The organism is Neisseria sp. Dent CA1/247 (assembly GCF_022870825.1).
Lineage (GTDB): Bacteria > Pseudomonadota > Gammaproteobacteria > Burkholderiales > Neisseriaceae > Neisseria > Neisseria zoodegmatis.
On the sequence record NZ_CP091522.1, the window covers coordinates 972,960 to 991,025 of the forward strand.

16 protein-coding genes and 2 pseudogenes are annotated in these 18,066 nt (G+C 52.1%); 11 read left to right on the plus strand and 7 right to left on the minus strand.

What is annotated here, in order from left to right; translation table 11 throughout:
* Nucleotides 1–26 precede the first annotated feature (26 nt).
* Complete coding sequence (locus LVJ85_RS04750) at nt 27–1,346, minus strand: DUF445 domain-containing protein (protein WP_085363155.1); 1,320 nt, start codon at nt 1,344–1,346, stop codon at nt 27–29.
* 517 nt (nt 1,347–1,863) lie between these two features.
* On the opposite strand from LVJ85_RS04750, the pseudogene LVJ85_RS04755 reads away from it, so the two are divergent.
* Nucleotides 1,864–2,009, plus strand: a pseudogene (locus LVJ85_RS04755) (lipoprotein signal peptidase).
* A gap of 48 nt (nt 2,010–2,057) precedes the next feature.
* On the opposite strand, the gene typA reads toward LVJ85_RS04755, so the two are convergent.
* Nucleotides 2,058–3,869, minus strand: a complete 1,812-nt coding sequence (typA, locus tag LVJ85_RS04760) for a translational GTPase TypA (RefSeq protein WP_244741934.1) — start codon at nt 3,867–3,869, stop codon at nt 2,058–2,060.
* Nucleotides 3,870–4,329: 460 nt separating this feature from the next.
* Here typA and bfr (LVJ85_RS04765) point away from each other — a divergent pair, with 460 nt between their 5' ends.
* Together bfr (LVJ85_RS04765) and bfr (LVJ85_RS04770) are read left to right on the plus strand one after the other, a co-directional pair.
* Entirely contained in the window at nt 4,330–4,794 is a 465-nt protein-coding gene (gene bfr / locus LVJ85_RS04765) for a bacterioferritin (RefSeq protein WP_085363157.1), read from the plus strand.
* Between the two features lie 39 nt (nt 4,795–4,833).
* Nucleotides 4,834–5,307: a bacterioferritin gene (gene bfr, locus LVJ85_RS04770; RefSeq protein ID WP_085363158.1), complete on the plus strand. Its 474-nt coding sequence runs from the start codon at nt 4,834–4,836 to the stop codon at nt 5,305–5,307.
* Between the two features lie 135 nt (nt 5,308–5,442).
* Here the strand turns inward: bfr (LVJ85_RS04770) and LVJ85_RS04775 are convergent.
* Nucleotides 5,443–5,584 (minus strand): annotated as a pseudogene (locus LVJ85_RS04775) (lipoprotein signal peptidase); the annotation flags it as partial.
* 56 nt (nt 5,585–5,640) lie between these two features.
* Between LVJ85_RS04775 and LVJ85_RS04780 the strand changes: the two are divergent.
* Entirely contained in the window at nt 5,641–6,417 is a 777-nt protein-coding gene (locus LVJ85_RS04780) for an SDR family NAD(P)-dependent oxidoreductase (protein WP_244741936.1), read from the plus strand.
* Nucleotides 6,418–6,503: 86 nt separating this feature from the next.
* Nucleotides 6,504–7,079 (plus strand): SCP2 domain-containing protein, encoded by a 576-nt coding sequence (locus LVJ85_RS04785; RefSeq protein WP_244741939.1) that lies wholly within the window; start codon nt 6,504–6,506, stop codon nt 7,077–7,079.
* Between the two features lie 271 nt (nt 7,080–7,350).
* On the opposite strand, the gene LVJ85_RS04790 is transcribed toward LVJ85_RS04785, so the two are convergent.
* From LVJ85_RS04790 to LVJ85_RS13435, 4 genes are all read right to left on the minus strand, one after another.
* Complete coding sequence (locus LVJ85_RS04790; protein ID WP_244741942.1) at nt 7,351–8,424, minus strand: sulfate/molybdate ABC transporter ATP-binding protein; 1,074 nt, start codon at nt 8,422–8,424, stop codon at nt 7,351–7,353.
* Nucleotides 8,421–9,281: a sulfate ABC transporter permease subunit CysW gene (gene cysW / locus LVJ85_RS04795; protein ID WP_244741945.1), complete on the minus strand. Its 861-nt coding sequence runs from the start codon at nt 9,279–9,281 to the stop codon at nt 8,421–8,423. The genes LVJ85_RS04790 and cysW overlap by 4 nt, the downstream gene beginning before the upstream one ends.
* Nucleotides 9,282–9,429: 148 nt before the next feature.
* Nucleotides 9,430–10,266 carry a sulfate ABC transporter permease subunit CysT gene (gene cysT / locus LVJ85_RS04800; RefSeq protein ID WP_244741949.1) on the minus strand — a complete coding sequence of 279 codons (837 nt, stop codon included), beginning with the start codon at nt 10,264–10,266 and terminating at the stop codon, nt 9,430–9,432.
* A 172-nt stretch (nt 10,267–10,438) separates the two neighbouring features.
* Nucleotides 10,439–10,570, minus strand: coding sequence for a lipoprotein signal peptidase (locus LVJ85_RS13435; protein ID WP_370686951.1), 132 nt, complete (start codon nt 10,568–10,570; stop codon nt 10,439–10,441).
* A 141-nt stretch (nt 10,571–10,711) separates the two neighbouring features.
* Between LVJ85_RS13435 and LVJ85_RS04805 the strand changes: the two genes are divergently transcribed.
* From LVJ85_RS04805 to LVJ85_RS04830, 6 genes are all read left to right on the plus strand, one after another.
* Nucleotides 10,712–11,683: an HlyD family secretion protein gene (locus LVJ85_RS04805; protein ID WP_244741951.1), complete on the plus strand. Its 972-nt coding sequence runs from the start codon at nt 10,712–10,714 to the stop codon at nt 11,681–11,683.
* A 54-nt stretch (nt 11,684–11,737) separates the two neighbouring features.
* Nucleotides 11,738–12,136 carry a DUF4298 domain-containing protein gene (locus tag LVJ85_RS04810; RefSeq protein ID WP_244741954.1) on the plus strand — a complete coding sequence of 133 codons (399 nt, stop codon included), beginning with the start codon at nt 11,738–11,740 and terminating at the stop codon, nt 12,134–12,136.
* A 316-nt stretch (nt 12,137–12,452) separates the two neighbouring features.
* The gene (locus tag LVJ85_RS04815; protein ID WP_244741956.1) at nt 12,453–14,672 is read left to right on the plus strand and encodes a TonB-dependent siderophore receptor; all 2,220 of its coding nucleotides are present in this window, start codon (nt 12,453–12,455) and stop codon (nt 14,670–14,672) included.
* A 150-nt stretch (nt 14,673–14,822) separates the two neighbouring features.
* Nucleotides 14,823–16,589, plus strand: a complete 1,767-nt coding sequence (locus tag LVJ85_RS04820) for an ABC transporter ATP-binding protein/permease (protein ID WP_244741959.1) — start codon at nt 14,823–14,825, stop codon at nt 16,587–16,589.
* Nucleotides 16,590–16,705: 116 nt separating this feature from the next.
* Entirely contained in the window at nt 16,706–17,572 is an 867-nt protein-coding gene (locus tag LVJ85_RS04825) for an ABC transporter six-transmembrane domain-containing protein (protein WP_009115523.1), read from the plus strand.
* Between the two features lie 172 nt (nt 17,573–17,744).
* A complete protein-coding gene (locus tag LVJ85_RS04830; RefSeq protein WP_040666773.1) occupies nt 17,745–18,065 on the plus strand; it encodes a TfoX/Sxy family protein in 321 nt (106 codons plus the stop codon).
* The last annotated feature ends 1 nt before the right edge of the window (nt 18,066 follow it).

Here is an 18,066-nt window from a genome sequence, read left to right on the forward strand (position 1 = left end):
ACGGCCTGATTCATTGTGAACAGGCTTTAAAACAGCCACTTCGACACGCTGTAAATCACCAAGCCCACTAGGCCGCCGACCAATGTGCCATTGATGCGGATAAACTGCAAATCGCGGCCGACGCTCAATTCGAGTTTTTCCACCATCTGCGTGCTGTCCCAAGCTTTGACTTTGTCCGACACAAACAGCGCCGCTTTGTCTTTGTAGCGCATCACAAAATCGCGTACCAACAGCGAAATCCGCACATCCGCACGGCGCATAAATTGCGGATGCTTCTGCGCTTGCGACAGCATGTGGTCAAGCAGTTTGTTGAGCTGCACCAAACACAATGATTCGGATTTTTCCACATCATCCGCCGCCCATTTTTGCAGCCCTTGCCAGCTTTTCATCAGCATTTCTTGGACGGCAGGCGAGTCGGCCAGCTTCATTTTGCCTTGCTCCAAACGCTTGTGCCATAAGCGCGAACGGCTCAAAGCATCGGTAACGCGGTCGTATTGTTCATCGAATGCGGCGCGGATACGGTGGTCGGGATCGGCGAGTGCGGCGGCGAGGTAGCCGTCGGCCCAATCCAGCGCTTTTTCCGATACCCAGCCGTCCACTTTGTCCACCAAAGTGCCTTTGAGCGAGGCTTTCAGTTTTTCCCAAGTGGTAGGTGCGTCGCTTTCGATGCGTGCCGCCCATTCGCGCAGATTGCGTTCGAGCAGCCCGCGGGTCTCAGGATCTTGCAGCCAGCGGCGTGTTTGTTTGAGTACGGCCACAAACAGCGTTTCGTGCATGCCTTGGGCTTTTAAGGCTTTCAGGCCGTCTGAAAAAGTTTTGCCGATGCGCTCGCCGCTGTATTGCTCTGCCAGTAAACGGCTTAAAAAGCGCGACACTTGTTCGGGCTTGGCAATATCCAAAAGCGGCGGAATCTGCTTCGCCAGCCACGGCAGCCAATAATCGCGCGTGCGTTGGTCGGCCAGCCGTGCCAGCAGTTTTTCACTCGGCGCCGCCTGATACACGCGCAGGGCGATAGGTTTGCTCTGTAAAAAGTTGTTTTCGATAAACCTGCCCAATTCGTCGGCAATGCGGTGCTGGTTGCGTGGCAAAATAGCAGTATGGGGAATGGGCAGGCCGAGAGGCCGTCTGAATAAAGCCGTAACGGCAAACCAGTCGGCCAGCGCGCCCACCATCGCGGCTTCGGCAAAGGCTTTCACATAGCCGAGCGCGGGATATTGCGGCACATACAGCGAGGAAACCACAAACAACACACCCGCAGCCAACAGCAGACCCGTAGCCCAGCGGCGGCTTTTTTTCAAACGGGCGCGTGCAGCTTGCGCCCTCGTTTCGGCAGACAGAGTATGCATGGCGGCTTCCTTGTGGTTTGTTGTGTCGCGTGTGAAATCCATGATGGCGGAGTATTGGCCGTAAGCGTTTTAACGGCTGCGGGGTTGTGTTGCCGTGGTGTGGTTAACGCTTTTTATATTGTAGGACAGTTAAAACCGCTCTTTTCAGACGGCCTCAAATGGATGCCGTGGTTATCATGAAATTTCTGCTCTGTTTTTTATTATACCGTTTCAGAAGTTGCTTGAATTGCCTAATTTTTAAGCATTTTAATTTTTTGGTGTGAAATAATGAAGTTAACCGATTTATCCACAAACCATGCACATAGGAATAAACATTGACTGTGGGCTTTTCGGAGTTTGTGCTTAATTTTTAATCAGTTTAAAAATGTCTTTATGTTTCAAATAGAATATTGATTTATCCACAGAATACGCACAATTTTATGGGCAGATTCAGGGAATATTGCGGATAAGTTGTCAAGGGATAAAGAGCGCGGAATGTAATGCTTGGGAATAGGTACAAATGAAAAGGCCGAGACCTTTGCAAACCCCTCATCTGCGGCGCATTTCTGCGTTGTGCGCTGCTCGCTCGTTTGCCTATCGTGTGATATGTCTGCACTCGCTGTGCTGCTACGCCTTGAACTGCATCCACATCTGAGGGTTTTTCAAAGGTCTCAGGCCGTCTGAAAATATTTTTCAGACGGCCTTCGATTGCTACTTCAATGGATAACCCAATCAATCCTGCTTTTTGAAGTGTTTGCGGCGTTCATGCTCTTGCAGGTAACGCTTGCGCAAGCGGATGGATTGCGGCGTGATTTCAACCAGCTCGTCGTCGTCGATAAACTCAACCGCGCTTTCCAAAGTCAGCTTGATCGGAGTAGTCAGGCGCACGGCTTCGTCGGTGCCGCTGGCGCGTACGTTGGTGAGTTTTTTACCTTTTAATGGGTTAACCACCAAATCGTTGTCGCGGCTGTGGATGCCGATAATCATGCCTTCGTAGAGTTTTTCGCCGGGCGATACGAACATACGGCCGCGGTCTTCCAAGTTCCACAATGCGTAAGCCACCGCTTCGCCTTGCTCTTGGGAAATCAACACGCCGTTGTGGCGGCCAGGCATATCGGGTTTCACCGGTGCGTAATCGTCGAAAACGTGGCTCATCAAGCCGACACCGCGGGTTAAAGTCATAAACTCGCCTTGGAAACCGATCAGGCCGCGGGCGGGGATGTGGTACTCCAAACGGGTGCGGCCGTTGCCGTCGCTTTCCATATTGGTAAGCTCGCCGCGGCGGCGGCCAAGCTCTTCCATTACCGCGCCTTGGTTGTCGTCGGGCACGTCAACGGTGAGGTTTTCATACGGCTCGCATTTTTGACCGTCGATTTCGCGGTAAACCACGCGCGGTTTGCCTACCGCCAATTCGTAGCCTTCGCGGCGCATGTTTTCCAACAGAATGGTCAAGTGCAGCTCGCCGCGACCGGATACGCGGAAGATGTCGGCATCTTCGGTGTCTTCCACGCGCAGGGCGACGTTGGTCAGCAATTCTTTTTGCAGACGGTCGCGGATTTGGCGCGAGGTAACGAATTTGCCTTCGGTGCCGGCCAACGGAGAGGTGTTCACCATGAAGTCCATGGTTAAGGTCGGCTCGTCCACGCTCAACATGGGCAGGCCTTTAGGGTTGTCTTTGTCGGTGATGGTGACGCCGATGCCGATGTCTTCAATACCGGAAATAATCACGATATCGCCGGCTTCCGCTTCTTCCAACGGCACGCGCTCCAAGCCTTTGAAGCCTAAAAGCTGGTTGATACGGCCTTGTGCGACTTGTTTTTCGTGATTCATTACGGCAACCACTTGGCCGGGTTTGATGCGGCCGTTCAAGATGCGGCCGATGCCTAAGCGGCCGGTGTAGTTGTCGTAGTCGAGTTGGGAAATTTGCAGTTGCAGGGTTTCGTCTGCGCTGCCGCTGGGGGGCGGGGTGTGTTTGAGGATGGTGTCGAACAACGGGCGCATGTCTTGGCTTTCGTCGTCTTCTTCCAGCTTGGCAAAACCGCTCAAGCCCGAAGCGTAAACGATGGGAAAGTCCAATTGCTCATCGGTGGCGCCGAGGCTGTCGAACAGCTCGAAGGTTTGGTCGATCACCCAGCTCGGGCGCGCGCTCGGTTTGTCGATTTTGTTGATCACCACAATCGGGCGCAGGCCTAATGCCAAGGCTTTTTTGGTAACGAAACGGGTTTGCGGCATCGGGCCTTCTTGAGCGTCCACCAGCAAAACCACGCAATCGACCATGCCCAATACGCGTTCCACTTCGCCGCCGAAGTCGGCGTGTCCGGGTGTATCGACGATATTGATGTGGTAGCCTTCGTATTCGATAGCGGTATTTTTGGCAAGAATGGTAATGCCGCGTTCTTTTTCGATGTCGTTGCTGTCCATCACGCGTTCGTCAACCTGCTGATTGGCGCGGAAGGTGCCGGATTGGCGCAGAAGCTGGTCTACCAGCGTGGTTTTGCCGTGGTCGACGTGTGCGATGATGGCGATATTTCTGATTTGTTTCATGGGTTGATTTACGTCTTATCACTAAAAAATAACCGTGTATTGTAGCACGCTTATCGGATTTCTCGTGATAATTTGACGGTGGAAATCAAGCAAAAAAGATGAAAATCGAAAAATTTATCAATCTCTAAGATTGATGAAATTAAAAGAAAAATCGGAACTTGGTTTGATATTGGAATAAAAGCTTCAAATGATGCTTTTTTGATTTGTTAATATAAGTTAAAAATAGAAAATAAATATTTTTGTTGCAACAGCTTATCAATATTATCAGCAACAAAACTTGAATATAAACAATTAAGTAAATTTTTCGATGCGATTTTCCGGCTCTATAGCTTTTTGATAATTATTTGTATTTTAAATAGAAAATTTGTGCAGGGGCTTGTTATTACATACAATTCGATTAAACGCACGGCGCCTGAAATCGAGGGGTTTGCCGGATTGATGAAACAAGAAAGGACACACCATGCAAGGCGACAAAGCTGTTATCGATTATATGAACGAATTATTGGCGGGCGAGCTGGCTGCGCGCGACCAGTATTTTATCCACTCACGCATGTATGCCGAATGGGGCTACACCAAACTGTTTGACCGCATCGGCCATGAAATGGAAGACGAAACCCTTCATGCGGAAGCGTTTATCCGCCGTATTTTGATGCTGGGCGGTACGCCGAACATGATTCCGGCCAAAATCAATGTGGGCGCCGATGTGGTAGAAATGTTGAAAGCCGATTTGAACACCGAATTGGAAGTACAGGCTGCGCTGAAAAAAGGCGTGAAACTGTGCGAAGAGAAGCAGGATTATGTGACCCGCGATCTGTTGGTGGCTCAGCTGAAAGACACGGAAGAAGACCACGCTCATTGGTTGGAACAGCAATTGCGCCTGATTGAGCTTTTGGGCATGCAAAACTATCTGCAAAGCCAACTGTAAACGCGGCCTGCCGTTAAACCGAATATAAAGGAACTGATGATGAAAGGCGATCGTTTAGTTATCCAGAATTTGAATAAAAATCTGGGTTTGCTGCTGGTAACCATCAACCAATATTTCCTGCACGCCCGTATTTTGAAAAACTGGGGTTTGGAAGAATTGGGCGGGCATTTCTACAAGCAGTCTATTGTGGAAATGAAAGCGGCAGACGACATTATCGAACGTGTTTTGCTGCTCGAAGGTTTGCCGAACCTGCAAGATTTGGGCAAACTCTTAATCGGCGAAACGCCCGAAGAAATTTTGGCCTGCGATTTGAAAAAAGAGCAGGAAAAACATACTGCTTTGATTGAAGCGATTGCTTTGTGCGAAGAGAAGCAGGATTATGTTTCACGCCAGCTGTTGGAAAAACTGAAAGATATCAACGAAGAGCATATCGACTGGCTTGAAACGCAGCAGGAATTGATTGCCGGCATGGGCTTGGCAAACTATCTGCAAACCGGGGCGCAAGAGGACTAAAACACAAACCACTGCCAAATACAGCAGTCTTTTTGAATACCGGAAAGCAAACGGCATACATTTTTTATGTATGCCGTTTTTCTTTTGCCGGCCGGGATGTTTTCTACACGGCTTTTGGGCTTGAAGCTGATACAATAAGGCACGAGACCTTTGCAAAGCTCTAGATGTGGATGCAGTTCAAGGCGTAGCAGCGCAGCGAGTGCAGACATATCACACGATAGGCAAACGAGCGGGCAGCGCACAACGCAGAAATGCGCCGCAGATAGGGGTTTTGCAAAGGTCTCGGCACTTGTTGTTTTTAACCGATATTCACCGTAAGAGGCCGTCTGAATCATGAACACACCCGATTGCGCCATACTCGGCATGGGCTATTTAGGCAAAGCGTTGGCAGAAAAACTGTTTGAGCAGGGCAGCAGTGTGTCGGCGGTGAAAAAAACGCTCACTTCCGACGACATCAATCTGCCCGTGAGCCTGAATACCGTTGATTTGAATGATGAAGCCGTTTTTCAGACGGCCTTATGGACAATGTGGGCGGATAAGCCGGTGTGGATTTGCCTGCTGCCGCCTTCGTCGGTGGTGCATTACGCCGAAATGCTGGAAAAATGGCTGGCTTTGGCCGCGCAGTATGGCGTGAAGCATGTGATTTATTCCAGCAGCACCAGCGTGTACGGCGATGCGGCGCGGGTTTGCGATGAACACAGTACGCTTGATCCGCAAACCGACAGCGCCAAAAAAGTGTTGGCAGCCGAGCAGGTGTTTTTGAACAGCGGCATTCCCAATATCGACATTTTGCGTTTCGGCGGGCTGTATTCCGTTGACCGCCATCCTTTAAACAGTTTGCTGAGACGCGGCGGCATCAAAAACGGCGGCCAGCCTGTGAACATTGTGCATAAAGATTTTGCCGTGGCCGCTTTGCATTTGGCTGTTTGCACGCCCGATGGAGTGCGCATACGCAATATCGTCGAGCCGCGCCATCCGTCGAAACGGGATTTTTATGGCGAAGAAGCGGCAAAACTGGGTTTGCCTGCGCCTGATTGTGAAAGCGCCGGGCTTGGCAGCGGCAAGATAGTCAACACCGCGTATGATGATTTTGCCGCAGTATTTGCGTGATGCAGTTTATCAATTGATAGAAGACCTTAAGGCCGTCTGAAAAATCGAAAAGCGGTTTCAGACGGCCTCGACAGTGAAAGAAAAACATGACAGCCTTCCTTCCGATTATCAACCACCTTATCCAGCAAAACCGCGAAACCCAAGCCGCGCTTGCAGCGTTTGCGGGCAGCACGCTCAGTTTGCGCATGGCGGGCTTGCACATGCAGGGTACGTTTGACGAACAGGGTTTTTTGAAGCACAGCAACGCCGAAGCCGCTACCGAAATCAGCTTCCGCCAAACGGCCGTGCAAAAAGTATTGCAGGGGCAGACGCCCGGAGTGGGGGATGTGGAAATCAGCGGCGACACCGATTTAGGCATGGCTTTGCTGCCGTTGATCGGCAGCCTGCGTTATTACGCCCACGATGATTTGAGCCGCTTGTTTGGCGATGCGTTGGCGGGCGGCATCAGCACGCGCGCAGAGCAGGCGGGCAATCTGTTGAAAAAGATGGGCTTGAGCGTGCTGGAGCAGCTGGGCGAGTTTGCCAGAGAACCGGAATCGCCGGTTGCCGACCGCGAAACATTGGCGGCATGGTCGCGTGAAGTGGATGCGTTGCGCGACGATACGGAAAGGTTGGCCGCGCGGCTGGAAAGGTTGGAAAACCGTCAGAAATCGGTGGAATAGGGCGGGTTTCTGTTTCATATTGATGCAGGCTTCGGAATCTGTGGACGAGATTGCGAAGCCTGTTTTTTTTGACTGCTGCTTTGTTGAAGATTGTGCGCGGGCGGATAGGTAATCCATGCCTTTACATACTGCTGTGAAACACAAGAGCTCTCGATTAAAACCTTGAGGCCGTCTGAAAAGTTTTTTGTTTTTCAGACGGCCTCAAGGTTTTTTAGTCTTGGTTTTGTATCTGGATTTGCAACAGCTTTAGTTTACCAATCAACTCAACGGTTTAAATCGCAAAATCAATCAACTCGTTTTGTGAGAACACATAAATCTGCTTCGGCACCAGCGCGATATTTTGTCCGACTGCCAGCCCGAGGCGGACGGCGTCGCTGTCGGCAAAGGTGATGTGTATGTCGCGGCTGTTTTCCGCTACGGTCAGATGGGTGAGTGCGCCGGCGGAGCGGATGGTGTGGATGCGGCCGTTGATCATCGGCGTTTCGTTGCCGTCGGCAACCGTCCATTCGTGCGGGCGCACGTAGGCGGTGGCGGTTTGTTCCTGCCATGCGCCGGAAAGGTCGAGAGGCCGTCTGAAACCGTTGTAGCGCCATGCGCCTTTTTCGATGCGGCCTTCAAAGGCATCGGTTTCGCCGAGAAATTCGGTAACGAAGGCGTTTTCGGGCTGGCGGTAGAGGCTTTCCGCCGTGCCGGTCTGCTCGATTCTGCCGTGGTTCATGACGACAATTTCGTCCGATACTTCAAGGGCTTCTTCTTGGTCGTGGGTAACGAGGATGCTGGTTACGCCGAGTTCGTGATGGATGTCGCGCAGCCATTTGCGCAGCTCTTTGCGTACTTTGGCATCGAGCGCGCCGAAGGGTTCGTCGAGCAGCAGCAGCTTGGGTTCGACGGCTAATGCGCGGGCGAGGGCGATGCGTTGGCGTTGGCCGCCTGAAAGCTGGTGCGGATAGGCTTTGGCTAAGTGCGAAAGCTGCACCAGTTGCAATAATTCTTCCACTTTGGCGCGGATACGTTCTTTGCTCGGGCGTTCGGATTTGGGCAATACGGTAAGGCCGAAGGCGATGTTGTCAAACACGTTCATGTGGCGGAACAGGGCATAATGCTGGAATACGAAGCCGACTTTGCGCTCGCGCACATGCTTGCGGGTAACGTCTTGGCCGTCAAACAGAATATTGCCGCTGTCGGCGTTTTCCAAACCGGCGATGATGCGCAGCAGGGTGGTTTTGCCGCAGCCGGACGGGCCGAGCAGCGACACCAGTTTGCCGGTGGGCACGTTGAGGTTGATGTTTTTGAGGGCGTGGAATGGGCCGAAGTGTTTGTTGAGTTTTTGAATGGTGATGCTCATGCGGCGTTCCTTTCGGCAGCGGCGAGTTTGCGTTCTTGAATACGGGTGATGATGTTTTGCAGGGCGAGGGTGGCCAGTGCGAGCAGGGCCAGCACGCCGGAGAGGGCGAATGCGCCGGTAAAGTTGTATTCGTTGTAGAAAATTTCCACCAGCAGCGGAATGGTGTTGGTTTCGCCGCGGATGTGCCCCGAAACCACGCTCACCGCGCCGAACTCGCCCATCGCGCGGGCGTTGGTGAGGATGACGCCGTAGAGCAGCGCCCATTTGATGTTGGGCAGGGTTACGCGCCAAAACATCTGCCAGCCGCTTGCGCCGAGAATGAGGGCGGCCTGTTCTTCGCTGTCGCCCTGCGCCTGCATCAGCGGAATCAGTTCGCGGGCGACAAACGGAAAGGTAACGAACAGCGTGGCAAGAATAATGCCGGGAATGGCGAAAATAATTTGAATGCCTTGTGCTTCGAGCCAGCCGCCGAAGGCGGTGTGCGCGCCGAACAGCAGCACAAACATCAAACCGGCCACCACGGGCGATACGGAAAACGGCAAATCGAGCAGGGTGGTGAGCAACTGTTTGCCGCGGAAGTCGAAGCGGGTAAGCAGCCAAGCCATCGCCACGCCCAGCACGGCATTCACCGGCACCACCACCGCAGCGGTAACTAGCGTGAGCTTGATGGCAGACCACGCTTCGGGGTCGGTAATGGATTGCAGATACAGAGTCCAGCCGCCTTTCAAGGCTTCGTAGAACACGGCGGCCAGCGGCACTACCAGCATCAGCAGCAGAAACGCCAGCGCAACGGCAATCAGCGTCAGTCGCAGCCAGCGCGGTTCGGTAAGGTTGGGATTGGGTGGATTGGTTTTCATGGTTTTTTTAGGTTTGGTCTTTTTGATGTGTTTACTGTGAGAGGCCGTCTGAAAACGAGCTGTGCGAGTTTCGCCAAAGCGAACTTTGTGCGCTTCGCTAAAGCGAGCTTTACGGGTTTCGCTAAAACTTTTCAGACGGCCTCAATCCTCAAACTTTCGCGCCCGCCTGTTTGCTCAAAGCCCATTGGCCGACATTCAGCAAAAACAGAATCGCAAACGAAATCATCAGCATAAACAAAGCCACGGCCGATGCTCCCTGCACGTCAAACTGCTCCAGCTTGCCGGTAATCACCAGCGGCAGAATTTCGGAAACCATCGGGATATTGCCCGCGATAAAAATCACCGAGCCGTATTCGCCCGTTGCCCGCGCAAACATCATGCCCGCGCCGGTAAGCAGGGCGGGGGCGATTTCGGGCAGCAGCACGCGGCGGAAAGTGGTGAAGCGGTTTGCACCCAAAGTCGCCGCCGCTTCTTCGTATTCGCCCGACAATTCTTCCAGCACCGGCTGCACCGCCCGCACGATAAACGGCAGGCTCACCACCACCAGCGCAATCCAAATGCCGATGGGTGTAAACGCGATTTTGATGCCCGGCGGTTCAAACCACCGCCCCAGCCAGCCGTTGGGCGCATACAGCGTGGCCAGCGCAATGCCGGTTACCGCCGTCGGCAGCGCAAACGGCAAGTCCACCAGCGCATTGGCGATGCTTTTGCCGGGAAACTCATAGCGCACCAGCACCCACGCCACCAAAGTGCCGAACACGATATTGGTGAGCATGGCGTAAAACGACATTCGCAACGTGAGCCACACCGCCGCCAATACGTTCGGCTCGGAAATGGTCTGCCAAAACGCCGCCCAACCGATTTCGCCCGCTTTCACCGCCATCATGGTAAACGGCAGCACCACCAGCAGCGACAGGCACAACACCGTGAGGCCGAGGCTGATTTTGAAGCCGGGTAAAACGCTGGGGGTTTTCAGTAATAACATGGCAGAGGCTCTTCAAATTCGTTGTATGCAACTGTATCGAGGCCGTCTGAAAAAGGGAAAGAATGGTTGGTTTTAATTAAAGATGATTTTGTTATAAAAGAAGAAAAGGCCGTCTGAAAACGAGCTATGCGAGTTTCGCTAAAGTGAACTGTGCGAGTTTCGACAAAACGTTTCAGACGGCCTGAGACCTTTGTAAAACCCCCAGATGTGGATGCAGTTCAAGGCGTAGCAGCGCAGCGAGAGCAGACATATCATATAGATAGGCAAACGAGCGAGCAGCGCACAACGCAGAAATGCGCCGCAGATGGGGGTTTTACAAAGGTCTCGGCCTTTGCATATTCGGGTTACCCCTTGCCCTGCGCCGATAATTGGATTAAGTTCAAATCATTGTGCCGGCGCAAGTTTGGCGCCTCGGCGTTTGTTTCCACCGATTTCAGGAAAAACCATGAAAAAACTGATCGTTGCCTTGTTGATTGCCGCGCTGGCCGCGGGCGGATGGTATGCGTATAACCAGCAAAGCCAAAGCGGCCTGCCCGAAGGTTTCGCCCAATCCAACGGCCGTTTGGAGCTGAACCGCTTTGACATTGCCAGCCTGTATCCGGGGCGTGTGCAGGCGGTGTTGGTGGACGAAGGCAGCGAAGTGAAAGAGGGAGACGCGCTGGTCGAGCTTTCTTCCGTAACCAGCACCAGCCAGCTTGAAGCCGCCAAAGCCCAGAAACAGCGCGCGCAGGAAGCGGTGGCGCGGGCGGATGCCGAAATCAGGGCTTACGAGCAGCAGCAGAAAGTGGCGCAAATGGAATTGGGCAATGCGCAGAATTTGAAACGTGACGAATTGGTGTCGTCGGCGGAAGTAACCAAACGGCTGGCCGCGCGCGACGGTGCGGCGGCTTCCGTGCGCGCCGCCCGTGCCGCCCGTGCCGAAGCGGTGGCGGCGGTGGCGGCGGCTCAGGCGCAGATTAACCAAGCGGCTTCGGCCAATGACGACATGACCATCCGCAGCCCGAAAACGGGGCGGGTGGAATACAAAATCGCCGAAGTGGGCAGCGTGATTGCCGCGGGCAGCAAAGTGGTGAGCCTGCTTGATCCGACGGATGTATCGATGAACATTTTTCTGCCCAACGCTCAGGCAGGCCGTCTGAAAGTGGGTGACGAGGCGCGGATTGTGCTCGACAGCGTGGATGCCGTGTTCCCCGCCAAAATCAGCTTTATCGCCACCGAAGCCCAGTTCACGCCCAAATCGGTGGAAACCGCCAACGAGCGTGAAAAGCTGGTGTTTAAAGTCAAACTGAAACTCGCACCCGAAACCGCTTCCCGCTACAACCGCCTGCTCAAAGGCGGCATGACGGGCAACGGCTATGTGCGCACCGATGCAGGGCAGACATGGCCGTCCGAACTGGCGGTGAAGCTGCCGCATTAGCAGGCCGTCTGAAAACAGCCAATCAATCCAACGCAAACACCGAAAGGAAACCCCATGAACGACCTCCCGCCGCAAGCCGAAGCACAGGCGCGCATCGACCATATTCAGAAACTCTACCGCGAATGGACCCAGTTGCTCCCCAAACTCGAAGCCGCCCATCAAGACTGGTTGCGCGGCGAAGCCATCATGCGCGAGCTGGCGCAGTTTTACTTTGAAGGCGAATACAGCCGCTACCACCAAGCCCTCGAAGACGGGCTGGATGTGAACCTGCACACGCAAGGCGAATACAGCATCATGAGCGAAGACGCGCTGGATGTGAACCTGCACACGCAAGGCGAATACAGCATCATGAGCGAAGACGCGCTGTGGAACGCCTTCACCGAACAGCAAAGCCTCGCTTGGCAGCGGCTGCGTTCGGCCGTGGCGGTGTTGGATAGGGATGGCGGCGATTGAGGCCGTCTGAAAAAATGCCTGCCTGAAAAGGCCGTCTGAACACACCATGCCTGTCTGAAAGCTGTTTCAGGCAGGTATTTTTACGCTGTGAACCATCACAAATACTTAATCAACTTAACTTTTACTACGGCGTTGCTGCGCCTTGCCGTACTATCTGTACTGTCTGCAGCTTGCTGACTTGTATTAAAAATTAATTTGATTAACTATAGACAACATAAAAATATTTTGAAATATAAATGATAATAATTTTTAAATGTATTAATATAATAAAATTTTTGAACCAATATTATTTTTACAGGTAACAGGATATTTTGAGATGAAAACATGTTTCACTTCAGTGGTTCTAACCGTAACGGCAATGGGAGCCGGAGCGCCGGCATGGGCGGAAACTGAGCCTCCGTTGTCGGATTCGGCACAGCAATCCCCGCCGCTGCAAGAGGTTGAAATAGATACGGTAACCGTGCGCGGTAAACGCATTACCATGGAAAAAGGTTATAAAGCCGAACGCAGCAACATTACCGGTGTCAACACATCCATTCTTGACACGCCTTACAGCATTGATGTGGTCACTCAAGAGCAGTTGCAGGATAAACAGCCGCAAACTTTGGAAGAGTCGGTAAAAGGCATCAGCGGCCTTACGCAAGGCAACAATTTAGCGGGTACCTTGGATACGGTTATGCGCAGAGGTTACGGAAGCAACCGCGACGGCTCGATTATGCGCAACGGTTTGGCCAGCTCGATGGCGCGCAATTTCACGGCCAATGTAGAAAGAGTGGAAGTATTGAAAGGCCCGGCGTCAATGCTCTACGGAATGCAGAATCCCGGCGGCGTGATTAATGTGGTAACCAAAAAGCCTGACCACGTGAAAAGCAGCACGACCGTCAATGCAGGATACGGCAGCCGTGCGGCAAGGAATATCGGTGTCGATACCACCGGGCCTATCGGCAACAGCGGCATTGCCTACCGTTTTGTTGCCGACTACCAAACCAAGAATTATTGGCGGAATTTCGGCAGCAATACCGAATACGTCATAGCTCCTTCTCTTTCTTGGAAAAACGATAAAACCAAGGTTTCGGCAGGTTACGAATATCAGAATTACGAAGGCGTGCTCGACCGCGGTACTTTTTTGGACGTTAGCGGCACGGCTGCCAATAATCCCAATTACGGCAAAGTGTTGGATATTCCCCTAAAACGCCGTTTGGACGACCCGATTAACGTAACCAAAGGTTACTCGCATACTTTCCAGCTCAACGGCGAACACAAGCTGAATGCCGATTGGAGATTGCAGGCGGATTATGGGTTCAGTAAAAACCATTACAACGATTGGCAGGCAAGGGTAATGGCTTACAACGCTGCCAAGCGGGAAGTGAGCCGCCGCATCGACGGCACCAGACCTTCCGATGTAAGCACGCACAGCCTCAACCTCTCTGCCAACGGTCTGATAGACCAAGGCGAAAACATTACGCATAAATTGCGGGCATCTGTGCAATTGCAGGACTACAAACTGAAATTGGGCGATTTGCGCCGCAGTTCCGCCCGCCATACCATGAGCGTGGACAATCCTGTTTACGGGCAAAACTGGATTGAATCGACCAATCCGACGGCAGACGCGCGTACCAGCGATACGCTCGAGCATTACAAAACCGCCGCTTTGCTGTTGCAAGATTCCGCCTATATCGGCGAGCGTTGGATTGTTTCCGGCGGCGTGCGCGGACAGTGGCACAAAATAGAATCCGGGCAAGGCCGTCCGGCACGCTTCCGCAACCGCAGCAGCGGTTTCGACCTTCTGCCGCAAATCGGCGCGGTTTACTTGATTAACCCGAGATGGTCGGTTTACGGCAATTTCGGCACATCGGCCAAACCTAATGCTTCGCGCAACATCGACTACGGCGGCAAAAAAATCCCGCTGGAAAAAAGCCGCCAGTTTGAGGTCGGCAGCAAATACAACGGGGAAAACCTTAGCGCGAATCTGGCGTTATTCCATATCAAAAAAAGCAATGTTGCACGCCCCGTAACTTTGGACAACGGTGAAGTGGAAACGCGCGTTATCGAAAAAAACCGCTCGCAGGGTATGGAAGTGGATGTCAACGGCAAAATTACCGACAAATTGGGTATTTCCGCCAATTACACTTTCACAGACACAAAAGTGATTGAAGATAAAAACGAGCCGCTCAACGAAGGCACGCAATTCGGAAGCATTCCCAAACACACCGCCGGCCTGACGCTGTTTTACGACTTCGGCCGGGCAGCGGGCGGCAACTGGCGCGCAGGGGCGGGTTTGGACTACCGCGGCACATGGGGCTTTAATTATGTGCGGAACAACCAAGCCCAATGGTTCAAACTGCCTTCGGCAACCACATACAGCGCATTTGTTTCTTATGACACAAAAGTCGGCGGCAAACCGTTGAATGTGCGTCTGACCGGTAAAAATCTGGGCAACAAGCAATACTTTGTGTCGCACACTACCGCCACCATGGAGCATTTGTCTATCGGTGAGCCGCGCACGGTAACTTTGGGCGCCAAATTAAGCTTCTGATACCTTGCCGCTGCCTTTGCATCTGTTTTTTCAAGAAGGCATCCCCCTATTTGGGTTTGCCCGTTTTAGGCGGCAACATCATTATTGTTCATTTTGTTTACCCTATGCCTGTCTGAATTTTTTCAGACAGGCATCCTATTACTGCTCATTATGGAAAAATGGCAAATCGAATTAAATGCCACGCCGCTCTGGTTTTTACAGACTTTTATAGGCGTATCTGTTTCTCTTGTTGCAATAGTTTATATTATCGGCAAAACCCGTTTCGGCAGACAGTTCCGGCAAATCCTTTCACCGTGCTTGGATAAAGCAGGCCGTCTGAAAATTCTGCTGTTGCTGGCCGCTATGGTAATGCTGCTGCTGACCGAAATCCGCCTGAATGTTTTGAACACATTTTTTTACAACGGCTTATACAGCGCATTGCAAGACAAAAAAGCAGCGGCTTTCTGGTTTTTCGCTTTAATCAATGCCGGCGTGGTGATTATGCGCACGCTCAACGGTATTGTTAACGACTTTTTAGACCAGTCTCTTGCAATTAAATGGTCTGAAAAACTGAACGGTGTGCTGGTTTCACGCTGGTTTGCCGATAAAAATTATTACCGGCTGCATATGCTGCGCCATGAACCAGATAATATAGACCAACGCATCCAGCAAGATGCGCAGGAATTTATCGCCAATACCATCGAATTTATACGCGGGATGCTCAATTCCGTTTTGTCGGCCATTGAATTTACCGTCGTGCTATGGGGGTTGTCCGGCGTTTTATCCTTATTCGGCCTGAACATTCCGCGCGGCATTGTGTTTTTCGTATTTATTTTTGTGCTGCTTTCCACTGCCGCAGCGATGTGGATAGGTAAGCCGCTCATCCGTTACCATTACGACAATGAAAAGCTCAACGGCGACTACCGTTATTCTCTTATCCGCATCCGGGATCACGCCGAAAGCATTGCCTTTTACCGGGGCGAATGGAAAGAGCAGCAGCAGCTGAGCGACCGTTTCCGCGCCGTCATCCGCAACCGCTGGAAAATCACCCGGCAAAGCGTAGTCTTGGGCGGATTCAACGACCTCTTGACCCAAAGCGTCCAATTGCTGCCTTTGATGCTGCAAGCCCCGCGCTTTTTTGCCGGACAAATCAAAATCGGCGATATTCACCAAACCGTGCAGGCATTCAACCGCCTGCAACGCGCCTTGTCGTTTTTCCGTAATTTTTATGAATCTTTCACCGCCTACCGCGCCCGCTTGGAGCGTTTAAGCGGTTTTCTTTCCAACTTGCAAAACGCCGACTACGGCTCAAACGGCATTGACGTTGTTTCAGACAGGCTTGAATTGGAGAATGTTGCCGTTTACCGCACCGATGGCACGGTATTGCTCAATCATGTCGCTTTAAAAGCGGAATGCGGAGACGCTTTGCTGATTCAAGGCCCGAGCGGCTGTGGCAAGACTACATTGATGCGTGTTTTGGCCGGACTGTGGCCATTCGGCAGCAGCGGTACGGTAAGAAGGCTGCCTCATCACGAAACCCTGTTTGTACCGCAGCGCCCTTATGTGCCGCAAGGCACGCTTTACGAAGCCATATGCTATCCTGATCTCAACCCTTCGCCCGAAGAACTGCGGCTGGTATTGGCAGACTGCCGCTTGCATTATCTCGCCGGATGTTTAGACAAAACCGACGACTGGCAGCACCGCCTTTCTCCGGGAGAGCTGCAACGTATCGCTTTCACCCGTATTCTGCTGGCACGGCCCAAATTGATTTTGCTTGACGAAGCCACCTCCGCACTAGACGAAAGCACCGAAGCAGCACTTTACATGCTTATCCGCCAAAAGCTGCCCGACAGCATCATCGTCAGTATCGGCCACCGCAATACGCTCTATGCATTCCATAACAAAACCATGCAGATAAGCGGATCGATGGCCGTTTGAAAAGTGAAACCTCTTGGCGGCATGCCGCAGATGCGGCAAATACACCATAACGGCAACGCAGTTGAATTTTTTATAAACGGTATGACTGCACCGATGATGGGAAATGAAATTTAACCATGTGGAATACTTTAAAAAATATCGGCACCGCACACCGCAAAAAGCTGCTGCTCACGTTCAGCATCGTGGCTTTGGAAAACCTGCTGTTTCTGATTTACCCCGTGTTCGGCGGTTTTGCCGTCAACGCGGTCATGCAGGGCAAGGTATGGCAGGCGCTGACTTACGCGCTTTTGGTGTTGTTGATGTGGCTGGTGGGCGCGGCACGGCGCAGCGCAGATACGCGTGTGTTTGCCCGCATTTACAGCGAAATCGCCGTACCTGTGATTGTGAAGCAGCGTATACAGGGGCAGACGCCGTCTGAAATTGCAGCTCGTGTAGCGTTGTCGAGGGAATTTGTCGATTTTTTTGAAATGCATCTGCCTACGGCGATCACGTCGCTGGTGTCGGTATTCGGCGCAGCTTTCATGCTTTTGATACTGGAATTTTGGGCCGGCGTGTTGAGCCTCTTGGTTTTGGCGGTATTTTTGATATTGCTGCCGGGCTTTTCCCGCGTGAGTGAAAAGCTGTATTTCAAACTCAACAACCGCTTGGAGCGTGATGTGGACATGATTCAATCCGCTCCCGAAGCCACGCTGCATAAGCATTTCGGCTTGGTTGCCCGCCTACGCATTTTGATTTCCAACCGCGAAGCATCGGGCTATCTGTGCGTCGGCATAGCAATGGCCTTGTTGTTCGGCTTTACTTTTGTGTGGATAACCTTAAACGGCTACGGCAGCGCAGGACATATCTATTCGCTCACCACTTATTTATGGATGTTTGCCATGAGTTTGGACGATGTGCCGAGGCTGGTAGAAAGTTATTCCAATCTGAAAGACATTGCCCGTCGCGTGGAAGTGGAAAACATTCATTCCAAGCAGGCCGTCTGAAAAATGCCTGTCTGAAAAAAGCATTTTAAAAAAACAGCACGTCCGTCATACTCGGGCTTGACCCGAGTATCTCCCGAAGTGGTTGGAATTCAAGATACTCGGGTCAAGCCCGAGTATGGCGGTACGTTTACTACTAAAGTTATTTGGTTACACATGAGAAAAAGAGGCGCATATGGCATCCGGCAAAGCATATTTGGATTTTATTTTGGAACAATTATCCGGCTTAGACGACATCACTTATCGAGCCATGATGGGCGAGTATATTCTTTACTATAAGCAGAAAATCGTCGGCGGCATCTATGACGACCGGTTGCTGGTTAAGCCCGTTCAGTCGGCAATCGACTATATGCCGAATGCGGCCTATGAGTTGCCTTACGAAGGCGCAAAAGCAATGCTGCTGGTGAGCGAGGTGGATGACAAGGCGTTTTTAACAGGGCTGTTTGAGGCCATGTATGATGAATTGCCCGAAGCCAAGCCTAAGAAAAAGAAGTAAA